The 12,906-nt window shown below is 71.7% G+C and carries 13 protein-coding genes; 6 read left to right on the top strand and 7 right to left on the bottom strand.

The window, feature by feature from the left end:
* Positions 1–84 precede the first annotated feature (84 nt).
* The 3 genes from O7617_RS10095 to O7617_RS10105 all read left to right on the top strand — a co-directional run bounded on the left by O7617_RS10095 (position 85) and on the right by O7617_RS10105 (position 3,511).
* Entirely contained in the window at positions 85–2,469 is a 2,385-nt protein-coding gene (locus O7617_RS10095; protein WP_282264694.1) for a DEAD/DEAH box helicase, read from the top strand.
* 96 nt (positions 2,470–2,565) lie between these two features.
* A complete protein-coding gene (locus O7617_RS10100; RefSeq protein ID WP_282263056.1) occupies positions 2,566–2,775 on the top strand; it encodes a hypothetical protein in 210 nt (69 codons plus the stop codon).
* Positions 2,776–2,932: 157 nt separating this feature from the next.
* Positions 2,933–3,511 (top strand): hypothetical protein, encoded by a 579-nt coding sequence (locus O7617_RS10105; RefSeq protein ID WP_282263057.1) that lies wholly within the window; start codon positions 2,933–2,935, stop codon positions 3,509–3,511.
* A gap of 309 nt (positions 3,512–3,820) precedes the next feature.
* Here the strand turns inward: O7617_RS10105 and O7617_RS10110 are convergent, their stop codons facing one another.
* From O7617_RS10110 to ssd, 7 genes are all read right to left on the bottom strand, one after another.
* Positions 3,821–4,228: an Rv3654c family TadE-like protein gene (locus tag O7617_RS10110; protein WP_282263058.1), complete on the bottom strand. Its 408-nt coding sequence runs from the start codon at positions 4,226–4,228 to the stop codon at positions 3,821–3,823.
* Positions 4,228–4,545, bottom strand: coding sequence for a TadE family type IV pilus minor pilin (locus O7617_RS10115; protein WP_282264695.1), 318 nt, complete (start codon positions 4,543–4,545; stop codon positions 4,228–4,230). The genes O7617_RS10110 and O7617_RS10115 overlap by 1 nt, the downstream gene beginning before the upstream one ends.
* 155 nt (positions 4,546–4,700) lie before the next feature.
* A complete protein-coding gene (locus tag O7617_RS10120; protein ID WP_076470820.1) occupies positions 4,701–4,868 on the bottom strand; it encodes a DUF4244 domain-containing protein in 168 nt (55 codons plus the stop codon).
* A 21-nt stretch (positions 4,869–4,889) separates the two neighbouring features.
* Positions 4,890–5,489, bottom strand: coding sequence for a type II secretion system F family protein (locus O7617_RS10125; RefSeq protein WP_282263068.1), 600 nt, complete (start codon positions 5,487–5,489; stop codon positions 4,890–4,892).
* 146 nt (positions 5,490–5,635) lie between these two features.
* Complete coding sequence (locus tag O7617_RS33445) at positions 5,636–6,889, bottom strand: hypothetical protein (RefSeq protein ID WP_348774175.1); 1,254 nt, start codon at positions 6,887–6,889, stop codon at positions 5,636–5,638.
* Entirely contained in the window at positions 6,886–8,097 is a 1,212-nt protein-coding gene (locus O7617_RS10135) for a TadA family conjugal transfer-associated ATPase (RefSeq protein ID WP_282263070.1), read from the bottom strand. Before O7617_RS10135 ends, O7617_RS33445 begins: the two co-directional genes overlap by 4 nt.
* A complete protein-coding gene (gene ssd / locus O7617_RS10140) occupies positions 8,094–9,197 on the bottom strand; it encodes a septum site-determining protein Ssd (protein ID WP_282263072.1) in 1,104 nt (367 codons plus the stop codon). Before ssd ends, O7617_RS10135 begins: the two co-directional genes overlap by 4 nt.
* 380 nt (positions 9,198–9,577) lie before the next feature.
* On the opposite strand from ssd, the gene O7617_RS10145 reads away from it, so the two are divergent.
* From O7617_RS10145 to O7617_RS10155, 3 genes are all read left to right on the top strand, one after another.
* The gene (locus O7617_RS10145; RefSeq protein ID WP_282263073.1) at positions 9,578–10,627 is read left to right on the top strand and encodes a hypothetical protein; all 1,050 of its coding nucleotides are present in this window, start codon (positions 9,578–9,580) and stop codon (positions 10,625–10,627) included.
* A gap of 184 nt (positions 10,628–10,811) precedes the next feature.
* Positions 10,812–11,345 carry a hypothetical protein gene (locus tag O7617_RS10150; RefSeq protein WP_282263074.1) on the top strand — a complete coding sequence of 178 codons (534 nt, stop codon included), beginning with the start codon at positions 10,812–10,814 and terminating at the stop codon, positions 11,343–11,345.
* A gap of 584 nt (positions 11,346–11,929) precedes the next feature.
* Entirely contained in the window at positions 11,930–12,736 is an 807-nt protein-coding gene (locus tag O7617_RS10155) for an HAD-IB family hydrolase (RefSeq protein ID WP_282263075.1), read from the top strand.
* Positions 12,737–12,906: the final 170 nt, after the last annotated feature.

Below are 12,906 nucleotides of genomic sequence, written 5' to 3' on the forward strand. Positions count from 1 at the left end.
TTTTCATCTCCGAACACCAGTGCGAGAGTGCAGGGCGTGACCACCAACGACTTCAGCTCGGCGCGTCCCACGCCGCGCCACGACCTGGAGTCGTCGTCGCCGGCCACCGTATCCGCTGGTCCCGGCCCCGGGCCAGCACCGGCCGACCTGCTGCGCCGACTCCGCGCCCGGGGCGCCGGCGACCCGGTCACCCACGTCGAACGGGTACCGGCCCGAGCCGGCGTGCCCGCGCCCTGGCCGTCCTGGGCACCGACGGAGCTGCGCGACGCGTTCACCCGACGCGGCGTGGTCGCGCCCTGGCAGCACCAGGCCCAGGCGGCCACCCTGGCGTACGAGGGTGCGCACGTGGTGGTCGCCACCGGCACCGCGTCCGGCAAGTCGCTGGCGTACCAACTCCCGGCCCTGGCCACAGTGCTCGCCGACCCCCGGGCCACGGTGCTCTATCTGGCGCCGACCAAGGCACTCGCCGCCGACCAGCTGCGGGCCGTCGCCGCGCTGGAACTGGAGGGGGTACGCCCCGCCTGTTACGACGGCGACACTCCGCGCGCCGAACGCGAGTGGATCCGCCGGCACTCCCGGTTCGTGCTGACCAACCCGGACATGCTGCACCACGGCATCCTGCCCGGCCATGCGCAGTGGTCCGGTTTCCTGCGCCGAATCGCGTACGTGGTCATCGACGAGTGCCACACCTACCGTGGCGTGTTCGGCTCGCACGTGGCGCACGTGCTGCGCCGACTCCGCCGGCAGTGCGCCCGGTTCGGGGCCACCCCGGTCTTCGTGCTCGCCTCCGCGACCTCCGGCGACCCGGCCACCGCGGCCGGACGGCTGACCGGCCTGCCGGTGACGGCGGTCACCGAGGACGCGTCGCCACGCGGCGGGGTGACCTTCGCGCTCTGGGAGCCGCCGCTGCTGCCGCCCGACTCGGGCACCGTTCCCCCCGACCCTTCCTCGGTGCCCGCCCAGGGCAGCGGCGACCACGACGACCTTCGGCAGGTCCGCCGGTCGGCGCTGCGCGAGACCGCGGACCTGCTCGCCGACACGGTCGCCGAGGGGGTACGCACCCTCGCGTTCGTCCGTTCCCGCAAGGGCGCCGAGGTCGTGGCGGCCAACGCGCGCCGGTCGCTGGACGACGCGGTCCCGGGGCTCGGCGACCGGGTGGCCGCCTACCGGGGCGGTTACCTGCGCGAGGAGCGGCGTGAGCTGGAACGGGCGCTGCTGCACGGCGACCTGCTCGGCCTGGCCTCCACCAACGCTCTGGAGCTGGGCGTGGACCTGGTCGGGTTGGACGCGGTGCTGATCTGCGGCTACCCGGGCACCCGGGCGTCGCTGTGGCAGCAGGCGGGTCGCGCCGGGCGCTCCGGGCAGGAGGCCCTGGCGGTGTTGGTGGCCCGGGACGACCCGCTGGACACCTACCTGGTGCACCACCCGGAGGCGATCTTCGGCGCGCCGGTGGAGGCCACGGTGCTCGACCCGGCCAACCGGTACGTGCTGGCACCGCAACTCGCCTGTGCCGCGGTCGAGGCCCCGCTCACCCCGGCCGACCTGGCGCTCTTCGGCGACGGGGCGAAGGAGGCCGTCGACGAGCTGGTGGCGGCGGGCGCGCTGCGGCAGCGGCCCACCGGCTGGTACTGGCGGCACCGGGAACGCCCCGAGGTGGACCTGCGCGGCGAGGGCGGCGCACCGGTCTGCGTGGTCGAGTCGGCCACCGGCCGGCTACTGGGCACCGTCGACGGCGGTTCCTCGCACTTCCTGCTCCACCCCGGCGCGGTCTACCTGCACCAGGGCGTCTCGTACGTGGTGGACGAGCTGGACCTGGCCGACGGCTGCGCACTGGTGCACGTCGAGGAGCCGGATTGGTCCACCCACGCCCGGGACGTCACCGACCTGTCCGTGGTCTCGGTGCGCTCCTATGTGGACGCCGGGCCGGTCGGCATGTTCCTCGGCGAGGTGGACGTGACCAGTCAGGTGGTGTCGTACCAGCGGCGGCGCATCGCCACCGGTGAGGTGATCGACACCCGGCCGCTCGACCTGCCCACCCGGGAGCTGCGCACGGTGGCGGTCTGGTTCACCCTGTCACCGCAGTCGTTGACGCAGGCCGGGGTGCAGGCGGCGGACGTGCCGGGCGCGCTGCACGCCGCCGAACACGCGGCGATCGGCCTGCTGCCGTTGATGGCCACCTGCGACAGGTGGGACATCGGCGGGCTCTCCACCGCCGTGCACCCGGACACCGAGGCGCCGACAGTCTTCGTGTACGACGGGCACCCGGGCGGTGCCGGGTTCGCCGAGCGGGCGTACGGGACGGCGTCGGCGTGGCTGCGGGCCACCCGGGACGCGATCGCGGAGTGCGGATGCGAGACCGGCTGCCCATCCTGCGTACAGTCGCCGAAGTGCGGAAACGGCAACAATCCGCTCTCCAAGCCGGACGCGATCCGGGTGCTCGACGTGGTGTTGGCGAACCTGCCCGAGTAGCCGGTTGCATGAATCGGCCCGGCACTGGGCACAATGGCATGGGAGCGCTTCCATCGATGTCCATGCTGATGATTTCCCCGTGCCCGAGGAGAAGCCGTGGCCGACACGATCGCCGAGACCGTCGACCTGCTCTACACCATCGACCAGGACCACCTCACCCTCGACCAGCAGATCGCGCTCGGGTCGGCGATGGCCGCCCTGGCTCAGGCGGAACGGCTGGAGCTGATCAACGAGCGGCTGCGCGTGATCCATCAGGTGCTCAACACCTGGGCGATGCGTGCCGCGACCACCCCTGACGGCCGCTGATCCACCTTCGCGCGGCGGCCCTCCCCCTTCGCGCGGCGGCCCTCCTTCTTCGCGTGGCGGCCAGACCGTTCCGCTTTCGGTGATCGTCGATGGCGGGGAGCGCGACGTTTGTCGAGCTGTGCGAGACTCCGGCGCACAATCCCCCTGAGGAGATCAGATGCAGCTCGACAACTTGCAGAGTCAGAACCAGTTCCACGTCCGGCAGCGACTGCGCATGATGGTCAACCAGTACGAGGTCCGGGCCGTGGCCCCGGACGGCACCGAGGGTGAGCTGCTGGCGTTCGCGCAGCAGAAGCGCCTCGCCTTCAAGGAGCAGGTGACGATCTACACGGACGACTCCAAGCAGCAGCCTCTGCTCGGCTTCAAGGCCCGCCAGCGCCTCGACCTCGGTGCCACGTACGACGTCACCGACGCCGCCGGCAACCCGATCGGCCTGTTCCGCAAGGACTTCGCCCAGTCCCTGCTCCGGTCCACCTGGCACGTGGAGCAGAACGGCCTTCCGCAGGTGACCGGCCAGGAGCGCAGCATGCCGGTGGCACTGTTGCGTCGCTTCGTCGACTCGCTGTCCTGGCTGCCGTACCACTTCGACTTCACCGCCGGCGGCCAGCCGGTCTTCACGGTGGTCAAGAAGTGGGGCCTTCGCGACAAGTACGTCGTCGAGGTGCAGCACCCCCAGATCGACCGCCGTCTGGTCATCGCGATGGCCGTCGCCCTCGACGCGCTCCAGGCCCGCTGACCGACCCGGCCACACATTCTCGGGCTGTTGGCCGGGAACACGGGGCATCGCCCTGTTCCCGGCCAGCAGGCCCTGGGGCGCTCCCTCGCCCGGTGGCCGTCGCTGGCCCTTTCTCGGTCGGCGGCCCCGCAGGCTCCATCACCGGCTGGGCCAGGTAGGTCTCCTGTCCTCTTCCTTTGGAGCTGATGTCGTAAACGCATCGCGTCTGATGTCGTATGCGGTTCAGCTCCACAGCGTTGCGCGAGCTGAACCGAGCCCGAGTTCGTGTGGAGCTGCCCGGCGGCGCCCGCAGCGGCGCGGGTTGCTCGTTCAGCCGCGCACGGGGCCGGCACGGGCTGTCGACGTGGCGACCCGGGTCAGTCCGGGAAGTGCAGTGAACGCGACCTCGACTGTCACCAGCACGTCGAGCCCGTCGAGGTGACAGGCGACCAGTCGACCAGCATTGCGGCCGACGATGTCGGCAGCGGACGCGCAGACCGTCGCCTCACCGTCGAGCGCTTGGGCGGCTCCGGCCAGCGCGCCGAGATCGGCTGCCACCATCGCCCGCTGACCGGCCAACCCGGCGACGGTGATGGCAGCGCCGAACGTCCCGAACAACACGAGGACCAGACCGATCGCCAGCAGTAGAACTGTGGCACCACCGCGCTGCCCCTCCGGACCACCCTGATCGACCGGCTCGACGTCGGCTCCGCACCCGAGGCGGACCGACCGCCGCATTACCGGGTCCCCTCGGCGACGCCCGGTTCCACGGCGGCGACGGCGGTCGCGACGACGGTGATCCGTGGTAGCCGACCACCGAGCGCGCGGACGGGCGCCCGTACCGTCGTCTGCACCCGTCGGCCCTCGACGGACACCGACACCTCCGCCCCCTGCGGTGCCGCGCGTCCGGCGGCCGCAGTGCCGTCCTCGCCGCGGGCGGCGGCCAGCGCCGCCTCCCGGGCCGCGTGGAGGCAGCTTGCCTTCGCGGTGACAGCGTTGACTGAGGTCAGGCCAGCCAGCAGGAGCAGGAGTAGCGCCGGCAGGCCGGCCGCCAGTTCGGCGGTGAACGACCCTCGGTCCCGATCGGCGGCCGGCTCGGCGGCTTCCCACCCGCCTCGACCAGCCCGCCTTGGGGTGTCAGGCCGTAGACCGCGACCGGCCTGCCCTAGGCGGTCGGGCTGTGGACCGCGACCGACCTGCCGGCGCCCGCTCACTTCAGCGCCCGGTCGATGACGGCGGTCAACGCCGACTGGACGTTGCCCGAGGTCAGCACCTTCAACAGGATGCCGGCGAAGGCGACCGCCGCGAGCGTCCCGACCGCGTACTCGGCCGTGTTCATCCCGGCGTCCCCGCGCAGGCGGGCGAGCAGTTTGCGCATGGCTGTTCCTTTCTCGTTGGGTCAGAGCACGTCGCCGAGAACGGCGACGATCACCGGCACCAGACCGGCGAGAATGAACGCCGGCAGGAAGCAGAGCCCCAGCGGCAGGACGATGAGCACGCCAGCCCGGCGTGCCGAAGCCTCGGCAGCGGTGGCCCGATCGGCGCGCAGGTCGTCGGCGAGCCGGGTGAGCGCCCCGGCCAGGGCGGCACCGCTGTCGGCCGAACGCAAAGCCGCTGCCGTCAGGCGTTCCGCGCCTGGTATCCCGTCCAACCCGGACCACGCCTCCGCCGGGCCGCCGCCGAGCAGAAGCGTGCGGCCGACCCGGGCCAGGCGGCCGGCGAGAGGTCCGTCCAGCGTCTCGGCGACGGCCAGGATCGAGCGGTCCACCGGGGCACCCGCACGCATCGCCGCGGCGAGAAGGTCGGCGGCGAGCGGTAGGTCGGCAGCTTCCTGCACCCGCTGCCTGCGCACGGTCGGCGACTCGATCCGCCGCAGGAGACGATCCAACAGGAATGCGGTCGGGACCGCGCCGAGCCACCCGAGCCAGCCCTCGACGACGACAGCCACGGCAAGCCCACCCAGCGCTGCCGAGAGCCGGAACGCATCCGGCCGTCGCATCGAGGGGGCGCTGCGCTGACTCTCCGCGCGGCGTTGGCCTGCTGCGCTGCGTTGACGTGCGGCGCTGCGTTGGCTGGCCGCGCTGCGTTGGCTTGCCGCGCTGTTCGGGCGCGCTGCGTTGCCGTGGCTCGTCGGCACCCGGGGCGTCATCCGGTGCGTCCCGGTGCCGCGCTCAGTCGTTCTGCCCAAAGAAGGCCGACGACCTGTAGGGCGACGGCGAGAACCGCGCAGGCTCCGCCGACCCTGCTGTGCAGGAGTACCGCCACCGGGTCGACGCCTATCCCGTACCCAAGCCCGATCCCTCCGACCGGCAGCGCCGCCAGCAACCACGCCGTCGCTCGCGCGCCGGCCGCCTGTGCCGCCGCTGCGGCCAGACCTCGGTCGGTCGCCCGGGCGTCCGCCTCGATCCGCTCGACCAGTTCCGCGAGTGGTGCGCCGGTCCGGTCGGCCAGTCGTACCGCTGCTGACGTCAGCCGACGCAGACGGTCCGGCCCGTCGGCGACGACATCGAGCGCGTCCGGGACGGGCAGGCCGGCCCGGAGGTCCGCCGCGAGGCCGCAGAGTTGGTCCAGCCCGCGTCGTCGGACCTGTTCGGAGCTGCGGTTCGTTCGCCAACGCAGTAGGGCACGCACGGCCAGCGTGCCGTAGCCGGCCAGCGCGACAGCCGCCACCGGACCACCGATCACGGCGCCGACGCCACCGCCCAGGAGGCCCACCAGCGGCAACACGCGTGCCGTCGGCCGGAAGGTCCGCGCCCTCGCGACCACGCTCGGCCCGTTGATCATCAAGTTGGCCGCCCGCTGATCGGCGGACTCGACGTCGCCGCGCTCCTCGGGGGTAGCCGGGTCGAACGGCACGCCCCGAGGACCGACTGCCGTGTCTCGGCGCTCGACGGTCGGCGCTGGACGTCGAACGTCGACGCAGCGGTGCGCTTCCACGCCTGCGGCTTCGATCGTGATCGCCGCCACCGATGTGCCCGGGGCTGCGCCCTCCGGCCTCGCGGTGCCGGCTGGACGGCGAGGGTCGCGGCGGGTCGGCGGACGTGTCGGACCCGCAGGACCCGTCGACCCCACCGAGCCGTCCGACGCCCCGGGCCACCTAGGCCTTCCGGCGGTGTCCCGAGCGGGCCAACCGAGGGCGGTCGGCATCGCGCTGGGCTGCGGCTGGGACACGCCACCGACTTCGGTCGGCACGCCGCCGGACCCGTCGACCGGCCCGTCCGGTGTGCTGCCGAGTTCCCGGATCCACTCCACCAGGGCGGCATCCGGATCGACAGCGGCCTTCGCCCGTCCCGTCGCCAACACGCGACGTCGGCGGGCCCGGATGCTCCGCACCGGCCACGCCACCAGGGCGGCGGCGACCAGGAGCAGCGCCGCCACCACGGACGCCCCGGCGGTCACGACGGACCTGCCGATCCGGGCCACGGCTCGCTGAGGATCGGCGGCACCGTCACCCCGCGCTCGCGCAGCAGCGCCCCGAGCGCGCGGGCCGCCAGCCCGAGGCCGCTGCCGCGTACCCAGGCGGGGACCACTGTCACCAACCGCTCGGGCCCTTCCGGAAGCAGCAGGCAGACCGACTCCAGGACACGCCCCCGATCGCCACGCCGCACCTGGAACAGCACCTGCAACGCGGCCGCGACCTGGGCATGCAACGCGGCACGGGGCAACCCGCCCAGCATGCCCAGTGCCTCCAGTCGGGCCGGCACGTCGGACGGGGTGTTGGCGTGCAACGTGCCGGCGCCCCCGTCGTGGCCGGTGTTGAGCGCGGCCAACAGGTCGACCACCTCGGCGCCCCGGCACTCCCCGACCACCAGGCGGTCCGGCCGCATCCGCAATGCCTGCCGAACCAGATCACCCAGGCTGACGACGCCCGATCCCTCCACATTGGCGGTACGCGCCTGGAGCCCCACCACGTGCGGGTGCCCCGGGCGCAGCTCGGCGGCGTCCTCCACCAACACGATCCGTTCGCTGGCGGGGACCATCCCCAACAGCGTGTTGAGCAGGGTCGTCTTGCCTGACCCCGTGCCGCCGGTCACCAGGTACGCCAGTCGGGCCGCGACGACGGCGGCGAGCAGCGGTGCCAAGGGTCGCGGCACAGTCCCCTGGCGTACCAGCTCGTCGAGCGTGAACGGCCGATGTCGGAAGGTCCGCAGGGACAGGTACGGACCCTCGGTCGCCACCGGCGGCAGCACGGCGTGCAACCGGGTGCCGTCAGACAGCCGGGCGTCCGCGTACGGTGACCCGTCGTCGAGCCGCCGACCGGCACTGCCGATCAGCCGCTGCGCCAGTCGGCGTACGTCCTCCGCCGAGCCGACCGGCACCGCGACCTGTTGCAGCCCCGAGCCACGGTCGACCCACACCCGCGTGCCGTTGACCAGGACGTCGGTGACCTCCGGATCGACGAGCAGCGGGGCCAGCGGCCCAGCGCCGACGAGGTCGTCGCGCACCCGGTCGGCGATCCGCAGCACGGCGGTGTCGCCGAGCACCGCGGCGTTCGGCTCGGCCCGTACCGCTGACACGATCGCTGCCGGTGTCACGGGAGTGGTGGCGGCGGCGATGCGCTGTCGTACGCGGGCGGCGAGGGTGCCGTCCTCGGATCGGCCGGTCATGCCGCATCCAGCGACGGCGCACCGGTGAGGTCGGTGATGATCCGTTGGCAGAGGGCGGCCAACGGTCCCTTGCCCGCGGCGGCCGGCGCCTCACCTCGTTCCAGCCCACGGCACAGCCCTGGCTCGGGCCGCAGCGTGCCCGCCAGCGGCAGGCCGAGGGCCCGTGCCACCTCGGCTCCGCGGAGCCGACCGGGGGCCGGCCCGCGCACCACCACCGACAGCGCCGCGCAGTGCGGGGCTGCGGCGGCGACGACCCGCGCCGCCGCCGCGGTGGCACGCAGCTCGGCCGGGACGACGACGAACGCCTGGTCGGCCGACTGCAACGCCACCACTGCCGCGTCGTCCAGCTGTCGGGGCAGGTCGACCACCACGAAGTCCCGCCCGCGCCGGGCGGCGTCCACCGTCGCCGCCATCGCCGCCGCCGGCAGGGCCAGCATCTCGCCGCGATCCCAGGAGAGCACCACCAGGTCGCCCCGGCTGGGCAGGGCCTGGACCAGTGCCGGGGCGTCCACCCGCCCGTCCGCGCCGGTGAGCGACGGCCACCGCAGCCCTTCCAGCTGCTCCCAGCCCAGCACGAGGTCGAGGCCACCACCGAGTGGGTCGGCATCGACCAGCAGAGTGCGCAACCGGGCCCGCGCGGCGGTCACGGCCAGGCCACCGGCCAGCACACTCGCCCCGGCACCGCCCCGACCCCCGAAGACCGCGACGACCCGGGCACCGGCGCCGTCCGGACGGTCCGAACCCTGCTCGGCGAACCGGTCCACCAGCCACGACTGGGCAGCGGGCAACATGGCTACGTGCTCGGCTCCGACCAGCTCGGCGATCTGCCAGCCGGGGTCCAGCTGACCGGCCCGGCCGACCAGCACCAGCCGGGGCCGCTGCGGCAGCCGGGCGCGCAGACACGCCTGCGCCTGGTCGATGCCGAGTATCACCAGCGGCGCGGGAACCCACCGGGTACGCGCGGCCGCCGGATCGCGGGCGAGCTCCACTTCGGTCCCGCCCGCGGCGGCGAGCCGGAGCACGTCATCGAGCAGATCGTCGTCGCCGGTGACCACCAGCGGGAGCCGGCGGATCGGCGGGACGGAGGTACGGGATGGCATCGCGGCCTCCAGCGGTCGGGCTCTGGTATGCCGACGACCCTGCTCGGAAACCGCACCGCGAGCGGGCCCGATCGCGGTGCCTGTGGACAACTTCGTGTGCTGTGGACAACGCCCGTCGAGACGGTTGATCTGCTATGCCCGAAGATTCCCCCGCAGCTCCTCGGCCTGCCCACGACAGTGGGGCTTGATCCGTCGGATGCCGGGATTCCGATCCGTCCTGCCACGGATCCGCTTCCTCCATGGATGGCGGGAAGCAACCGCCAGGGATGGCAGAAGGCAACTGCTGCCGGGATCGAGAGGGCCCGACGAGACCGGGTCGTGGCAGTTGACCATGTCCAGTACTGTCCGAGCCGCAAGTCTCGACAACCCGGGGGAAGACCTTGACCAGTTCGTTCAGTTCCCGCCGCGTGCTCGCCTGGACCACGCCTGTGGCGCTCGCGCTGACCGCGCTCGCCCCGGCACTGCCGGCCCAGGCCGCGGCGAAGCCCACATCGGCAGTCATCAGCGGCCCGGTCGACAAGGACCTCAATGGTGACGGCATCCCAGACCTGGTCACTGCCGGCGGCCCCGGCACCGGGCTCGACTCCGGCGTCTGGTCCGCCCTCGGCGTGAAATCTCGCAAGACCGGGTTCGGGACCGGTCAGGTGCAGACTCCGGCCGCCAACATCGGCCTGGGCGGCACGGGTGTCTCCAGCGACCCCGGCGGGGAAGACTTCGACGGCGCCCAGATTCTCACCGGGCGCTTCTTCGGCGCGAACCGTGAGGACTTCCTGTACTACTACCCGACTGGCGTCGCCGCCGGCATCGGTGGTGTCCTCCGTGGCGCCGGGGACGGCACGTTGCCCAGCCCGTACAACAACCAGGCCACGATCGGATTCGAAAACCTGATCGACGCCAACGGCAACATCCCCCTGCAGTTGGTCAGCGCGTTCCAGGCCGACGGTGGCGACAGCACCATTCCGGATCTGTTCGGCATCGCTGGTGATGACACCAACGGCTACCAGCTCGGTTATCACCCCAGCTACTTCGCGCCGGGCCTCTACTACGGCGTCACCGGCCTCACCAACTCCACGCCGACCGGCGGGACCGACTGGCAGAACTGGACCCTCGCCAGCACCGAAACGGCCTCGGGGATCGCGCTCTTCCTACGTAATGCGGGCACCGGCGCGCTTTACCTGTGGACCGGCGTCACCATGGTCGACAACGGTGACGGCACCGGCACGCTGACGCACAGCCAGTACCAGGTGGCGGCGAACTGGAACACCGGCGTCGCGATCAACACGCTCCACGCCGCCGACATCAACTCCGACGGCACTGCCGACCTGTGGGCGGTGTTCCCGAACGGCACCTACCGGGCGTACCTCGTTTCCGGGCTGTCCGACAACGGCACCGCCACGGTCACCGCGACCCGCAGTCGGCGGCTTGTCTGACCTTTCCGCCCGGCACTGAACCGAACCTGCCGACCTTCCGAACGGAAATGGGAAGGTCGGCAGGTCCGCCCTGAAGTGACCCACGGAGCTGTCTTCGACGTCGGGCGCTGACCTGCGGTGGCCTGTCCTCGGTCCCCGCTTCGTGGCGCGTCGATTCAGCGATCGGTTCAGGAGGTTTCGCGGCGTGATGGAACCGGACAAGCTCGACACCGCTCGCCGCCGCTTTCCGGTGGGCGAGCACGTCATGGGTCAGGTGATCGCCATACCGAGGCCCGGAACGATCGGGTTGTTCGTGGACCTGGGTCAAGAGCCAGAGGGCTTCGTCGACGTCGTGATCTTGCCGCACGAGTCGGCTGACTGGCCTCCGGTCGGCACCGTGACAACGTTCGAGGTCCTTCAACACAGAACGGGTCAGGTTCGCCTTCTTCCTCTCGACGAGCGATTCCGTTCACGGACCTACCAGACCAGTAGTCTGAGCCACCAGGAATGGTTGTCCATCAAGGCACGATTTCCGATCGGCTGCGTGGTCACCGCGACCGTCACCAACGTCTTCGTCTCGAACAGGGAGTACGTGGTGAAGTTCGACGATTGCTGGTCATCCCTGGAATGGAACGGTGCGGCGCCAAAGGTGGGCACCACTGGCTGGTACACCGTCATCCGGCAGCTGGACGAGACGCGACGGGTCCTCCTCACACCGACCGACGCAGTGCCGTCCTGACAGAGGTCCATGGCTTCGATTGGGCGCGTAAGGCATTCCGATCAACCTCGTGCAGCCGGTCTCTCGGGTGACGATCAGGCGTCCACAACGCTCAACCAGCACACCCGAACTTCGGACGACTACGCCGCCCGCATCCAGGCCGCCGCCTTCGACAGCTCCGCCGCCTCTTTGCTTCCTCAGACCGAGAGAACGCCCGCGAATGTCGTCTTCAAAGGGGCCGGAGATGCTGTGGCCCGCGACGGAGTAGCGCTCCCAGAAAGGGACGACCCCCGTCGGGGGGAGACGGGGGTCGTCGAAGGTTCGGCTCCGGGGGGGTCGAGCCGAACCACTCAGCGGTCACGGGGGGTGCAACCGCCGAGCGTCTGCCTGTTTTTCGGGTATGTGAAAGCTCGTCGTACGGACAAGTTTGCCTGAGCGCGCCCGTCACGTCGAGTGGTGCTTGCTCCACTCACCGCGAAAATCTCCTCGCAGAGTGTGAGCGCGATCACGCGGAGCGGAGAAGGTGGTGCTTGCCCGCAGGTGTGAGGGGTGGCCTGACCCCGGGCACCCGCCGACGATAGACCATCCGGCTAGACTTTCGCGCCGTGGGCCGAAGTGCCGCTTTCTTCGATCTGGACAAGACCGTCATCGCCAAGTCGAGCGCTCTGGCGTTTGGTCGGCCGTTCTACCGGGACGGCTTGATCACCCGGCGTGACGTGGTCAAGTCGGCGTACGCGCAGCTGATGTTCCGGCTGGGCGGCACCGACGAGCAGACCATGGCCCGAACACGGGACTACCTGGCCGCGCTCTGCAAGGGCTGGCAGGTGGAGCAGGTCCGCCAGATCGTCGCGGAGACACTCCACGAGCTGATCAACCCTTACGTGTACGCCGAGGCTGCCGCCCTGATCGAGGAGCACCAGGCGGCGGGGCGGGATGTGGTGTTGGTGTCGGCGTCGGGCGAGGAGATGGTCCGGCCGATCGGCGAGCTGCTCGGGGTGACCGACGTGATCGCCACCCGGATGACGGTCCGCGACGGCCGGTACAGCGGTGAGGTCGAGTTCTACGCGGCCGGCCCGAGCAAGGTCGAGGCGGTCAGCGAGTTGGCGGCGATCCGGGATTACGACCTGGCCGACTCGTACGCCTACTCCGACTCGTACAGCGACCGTCCGTTGTTGGAGTGCGTCGGCCACCCGAGCGTGGTCAACCCGGATCGGCAGCTCCGCAAGCTGGCCTCGGAGAACGCGTGGCCGGTGCTGGAGTTCCGGCACCCGATCCCGCTGGGCCGCCGCCTGCGGGAGCGACCCGCGGTACCGGTGGCCGCGGCCGCGCTCGGCGTGGGCGTCGGCGTGGCCATCGGCATCGCCTGGTACGGCCGGCACCGTCGCACCCGGGCAGCCACCACCACCGCCTGACCAGGCCCGATGGGGCGCGCGCAAACACCACCAGCGCCTGAACCAGGCCAGTCCGGCCTCGCCTGACCAGCTCCGCTCGGCCGCACACGGTCGCGGTCACCGCCTGAAAGGCCAGACCGGCGGTGCCTACGGCTACCACCAGCCTCTTCGACCCACTCCGGGCAACGTCG

It is taken from the genome of Micromonospora sp. WMMD1155, assembly GCF_029581275.1.
Classification (GTDB): domain Bacteria; phylum Actinomycetota; class Actinomycetes; order Mycobacteriales; family Micromonosporaceae; genus Micromonospora.